The organism is Streptomyces sp. NPDC006450 (assembly GCF_040612195.1).
Lineage (GTDB): Bacteria > Actinomycetota > Actinomycetes > Streptomycetales > Streptomycetaceae > Streptomyces.
This window is the reverse complement of record NZ_JBEXPT010000214.1, coordinates 1-5201: the sequence shown is the minus strand read 5'-3', so window position 1 is coordinate 5201 and position 5201 is coordinate 1. Positions and strand designations below refer to the sequence as shown.

1 protein-coding gene and 2 rRNA genes are annotated in these 5201 nt (G+C 56.7%); all 3 read left to right on the top strand.

Annotated elements, in window-relative coordinates; all coding sequences use genetic code 11:
- Positions 1 to 190, top strand: a 190-nt coding sequence (locus ABZY57_RS31845) for a hypothetical protein (protein WP_356517874.1), incomplete at its 5' end; no start/stop codon positions are given.
- Between the two features lie 43 nt (positions 191 to 233).
- Positions 234 to 1758, top strand: a 16S ribosomal RNA gene (locus ABZY57_RS31840).
- A 287-nt stretch (positions 1759 to 2045) separates the two neighbouring features.
- Positions 2046 to 5169: ribosomal RNA gene (locus tag ABZY57_RS31835) — 23S ribosomal RNA — on the top strand.
- Together the 16S and 23S rRNA genes form the textbook arrangement of a ribosomal RNA operon.
- The last annotated feature ends 32 nt before the right edge of the window (positions 5170 to 5201 follow it).

The following is a 5201-nucleotide window of genomic DNA, read 5'->3' as shown; positions in this document are numbered from 1 at the left end:
ACAAAGGAAGCGTCCGTTCCTTGAGAACTCAACAGCGTGCCAAAAATCAACGCCAAAAGTTGATACCCCGTCCATTTCGGTGGATGAGGTTCCTTTGAAAAAGACCTGTGAGGTCGCGGCTTCGGTCGTGATGCTTGCAGGCAATTACACAGCGAGGACGCAGTGGACGGTCGGTCTTATTCCGACATGACTGTCCCGCTCTAAGTGCGTGTGCACCCGATTACGGGTAAACATTCATGGAGAGTTTGATCCTGGCTCAGGACGAACGCTGGCGGCGTGCTTAACACATGCAAGTCGAACGATGAAGCCCTTCGGGGTGGATTAGTGGCGAACGGGTGAGTAACACGTGGGCAATCTGCCCTTCACTCTGGGACAAGCCCTGGAAACGGGGTCTAATACCGGATAACACTCCTGCCTGCATGGGCGGGGGTTAAAAGCTCCGGCGGTGAAGGATGAGCCCGCGGCCTATCAGCTTGTTGGTGGGGTAATGGCCCACCAAGGCGACGACGGGTAGCCGGCCTGAGAGGGCGACCGGCCACACTGGGACTGAGACACGGCCCAGACTCCTACGGGAGGCAGCAGTGGGGAATATTGCACAATGGGCGAAAGCCTGATGCAGCGACGCCGCGTGAGGGATGACGGCCTTCGGGTTGTAAACCTCTTTCAGCAGGGAAGAAGCGAAAGTGACGGTACCTGCAGAAGAAGCGCCGGCTAACTACGTGCCAGCAGCCGCGGTAATACGTAGGGCGCAAGCGTTGTCCGGAATTATTGGGCGTAAAGAGCTCGTAGGCGGCTTGTCACGTCGGATGTGAAAGCCCGAGGCTTAACCTCGGGTCTGCATTCGATACGGGCTAGCTAGAGTGTGGTAGGGGAGATCGGAATTCCTGGTGTAGCGGTGAAATGCGCAGATATCAGGAGGAACACCGGTGGCGAAGGCGGATCTCTGGGCCATTACTGACGCTGAGGAGCGAAAGCGTGGGGAGCGAACAGGATTAGATACCCTGGTAGTCCACGCCGTAAACGTTGGGAACTAGGTGTTGGCGACATTCCACGTCGTCGGTGCCGCAGCTAACGCATTAAGTTCCCCGCCTGGGGAGTACGGCCGCAAGGCTAAAACTCAAAGGAATTGACGGGGGCCCGCACAAGCAGCGGAGCATGTGGCTTAATTCGACGCAACGCGAAGAACCTTACCAAGGCTTGACATATACCGGAAAGCATTAGAGATAGTGCCCCCCTTGTGGTCGGTATACAGGTGGTGCATGGCTGTCGTCAGCTCGTGTCGTGAGATGTTGGGTTAAGTCCCGCAACGAGCGCAACCCTTGTCCTGTGTTGCCAGCATGCCCTTCGGGGTGATGGGGACTCACAGGAGACCGCCGGGGTCAACTCGGAGGAAGGTGGGGACGACGTCAAGTCATCATGCCCCTTATGTCTTGGGCTGCACACGTGCTACAATGGCCGGTACAATGAGCTGCGATACCGTGAGGTGGAGCGAATCTCAAAAAGCCGGTCTCAGTTCGGATTGGGGTCTGCAACTCGACCCCATGAAGTCGGAGTTGCTAGTAATCGCAGATCAGCATTGCTGCGGTGAATACGTTCCCGGGCCTTGTACACACCGCCCGTCACGTCACGAAAGTCGGTAACACCCGAAGCCGGTGGCCCAACCCGTAAGGGAGGGAGCTGTCGAAGGTGGGACTGGCGATTGGGACGAAGTCGTAACAAGGTAGCCGTACCGGAAGGTGCGGCTGGATCACCTCCTTTCTAAGGAGCACAGTACCGATTGCAGACAAATGTTCTGCACGGTCAGCTCATGGGTGGAACGTTGATTAGTTGGCACGGTTTCCTGGATGGATCACAAGTACTGCTTCGGCGTGGAAAGTGACTCACTGACAGGGGATCGTGCTTGGCACGTTGTTGGGTATCTGAGGGTACGGCCGGAAGGTCTTATCTTCGTGATGCCGGCCCCAGTGAACTCGCCAGCTTGTCTGGTGGGGTGATGGGTGACTGGTCGTTGCTTGAGAACTACACAGTGGACGCGAGCATCTGTAGGCCAAGTTTTTAAGGGCGCACGGTGGATGCCTTGGCACCAGGAACCGATGAAGGACGTGAGAGGCCGCGATAGGCCCCGGGGAGCTGCCAACTGAGCTTTGATCCGGGGGTGTCCGAATGGGGAAACCCGGCAGTCGTCATGGGCTGTCACCCACTGCTGAACACATAGGCAGTGTGGAGGGAACGCGGGGAAGTGAAACATCTCAGTACCCGCAGGAAGAGAAAACAACCGTGATTCCGGGAGTAGTGGCGAGCGAAACCGGATGAGGCCAAACCGTATGCGTGTGATACCCGGCAGGGGTTGCGCATGCGGGGTTGTGGGAATTCTTTTGATCGGTCTGCCGGCCGGTCGGCGAGTCAGAAACCGTTGATGTAGTCGAAGGACATGCGAAAGGTCCGGCGTAGAGGGTAAGACCCCCGTAGACGAAACATCAGCGGCTTGCTTAAGAATCTCCCAAGTAGCACGGGGCCCGAGAAATCCCGTGTGAATCTGGCGGGACCACCCGCTAAGCCTAAATATTCCCTGGTGACCGATAGCGGATAGTACCGTGAGGGAATGGTGAAAAGTACCGCGGGAGCGGAGTGAAATAGTACCTGAAACCGTGTGCCTACAAGCCGTGGGAGCGTCGCGCATTGAGTTTACTCAATGCGTCGTGACTGCGTGCCTTTTGAAGAATGAGCCTGCGAGTTAGCGGTGTGTAGCGAGGTTAACCCGTGTGGGGAAGCCGTAGCGAAAGCGAGTCCGAATAGGGCGATTGAGTTGCACGCTCTAGACCCGAAGCGGAGTGATCTAGCCATGGGCAGGTTGAAGCGGAGGTAAGACTTCGTGGAGGACCGAACCCACCAGGGTTGAAAACCTGGGGGATGACCTGTGGTTAGGGGTGAAAGGCCAATCAAACTCCGTGATAGCTGGTTCTCCCCGAAATGCATTTAGGTGCAGCGTCACGTGTTTCTTGCCGGAGGTAGAGCACTGGATAGGCGATGGGCCCTACCGGGTTACTGACCTTAGCCAAACTCCGAATGCCGGTAAGTGAGAGCGTGGCAGTGAGACTGTGGGGGATAAGCTCCATGGTCGAGAGGGAAACAGCCCAGAGCATCGACTAAGGCCCCTAAGCGTACGCTAAGTGGGAAAGGATGTGGAGTCGCAGAGACAACCAGGAGGTTGGCTTAGAAGCAGCCACCCTTGAAAGAGTGCGTAATAGCTCACTGGTCAAGTGATTCCGCGCCGACAATGTAGCGGGGCTCAAGCGTACCGCCGAAGTCGTGTCATTGCAGCAATAGGGCCAACGCCTGCTGTGATGGGTAGGGGAGCGTCGTGTGCCGGGTGAAGCAGCAGCGGAAGCTAGTTGTGGACGGTTCACGAGTGAGAATGCAGGCATGAGTAGCGATACACACGTGAGAAACGTGTGCGCCGATTGACTAAGGGTTCCTGGGTCAAGCTGATCTGCCCAGGGTAAGTCGGGACCTAAGGCGAGGCCGACAGGCGTAGTCGATGGACAACCGGTTGATATTCCGGTACCCGCTTTGAAACGCCCAATATCGAATCAGGCGATGCTAAGCCCGTGAAGCCGTTCCGGACCCTTCGGGGAAAGGAAAGTGGTGGAGCCGGTGACCCAGACTTGTAGTAGGTAAGCGATGGGGTGACGCAGGAAGGTAGTCCAGCCCGGGCGGTGGTAGTCCCGGGGTAAGGGTGTAGGCCGAGGGGTAGGCAAATCCGTCCCTCATATAAGGCTGAGACCTGATGCCGAGCCGATTGTGGTGAAGTGGATGATCCTATGCTGTCGAGAAAAGCCTCTAGCGAGTTTCATGGCGGCCCGTACCCTAAACCGACTCAGGTGGTCAGGTAGAGAATACCGAGGCGTTCGGGTGAACTATGGTTAAGGAACTCGGCAAAATGCCCCCGTAACTTCGGGAGAAGGGGGGCCATCACTGGTGATCGGATTTACTCCGTGAGCTGGGGGTGGCCGCAGAGACCAGCGAGAAGCGACTGTTTACTAAAAACACAGGTCCGTGCGAAGCCGTAAGGCGATGTATACGGACTGACGCCTGCCCGGTGCTGGAACGTTAAGGGGACCGGTTAGTCACATTTCGGTGTGGCGAAGCTGAGAACTTAAGCGCCAGTAAACGGCGGTGGTAACTATAACCATCCTAAGGTAGCGAAATTCCTTGTCGGGTAAGTTCCGACCTGCACGAATGGCGTAACGACTTCTCGACTGTCTCAACCATAGGCCCGGTGAAATTGCACTACGAGTAAAGATGCTCGTTTCGCGCAGCAGGACGGAAAGACCCCGGGACCTTTACTATAGTTTGATATTGGTGTTCGGTTCGGCTTGTGTAGGATAGGTGGGAGACTTTGAAGCGGCCACGCCAGTGGTTGTGGAGTCGTCGTTGAAATACCACTCTGGTCGTGCTGGATGTCTAACCTCGGTCCGTGATCCGGATCAGGGACAGTGTCTGATGGGTAGTTTAACTGGGGCGGTTGCCTCCCAAAAAGTAACGGAGGCGCCCAAAGGTTCCCTCAGCCTGGTTGGCAATCAGGTGTTGAGTGTAAGTGCACAAGGGAGCTTGACTGTGAGACCGACGGGTCGAGCAGGGACGAAAGTCGGGACTAGTGATCCGGCGGTGGCTTGTGGAAGCGCCGTCGCTCAACGGATAAAAGGTACCCCGGGGATAACAGGCTGATCTTCCCCAAGAGTCCATATCGACGGGATGGTTTGGCACCTCGATGTCGGCTCGTCGCATCCTGGGGCTGGAGTCGGTCCCAAGGGTTGGGCTGTTCGCCCATTAAAGCGGTACGCGAGCTGGGTTTAGAACGTCGTGAGACAGTTCGGTCCCTATCCGCTGTGCGCGTAGGAATATTGAGAAGGGCTGTCCCTAGTACGAGAGGACCGGGACGGACGAACCTCTGGTGTGCCAGTTGTCCTGCCAAGGGCATGGCTGGTTGGCTACGTTCGGGAGGGATAACCGCTGAAAGCATCTAAGCGGGAAGCCTGCTTCAAGATGAGTATTCCCACCTCCTTGAGAGGGTAAGGCTCCCAGTAGACGACTGGGTTGATAGGCCAGATGTGGAAGCCCGGTAACGGGTGGAGCTGACTGGTACTAATAGGCCGAGGGCTTGTCCTCAGTTGCTCGCGTCCACTGTGTTAGTTCTGAAG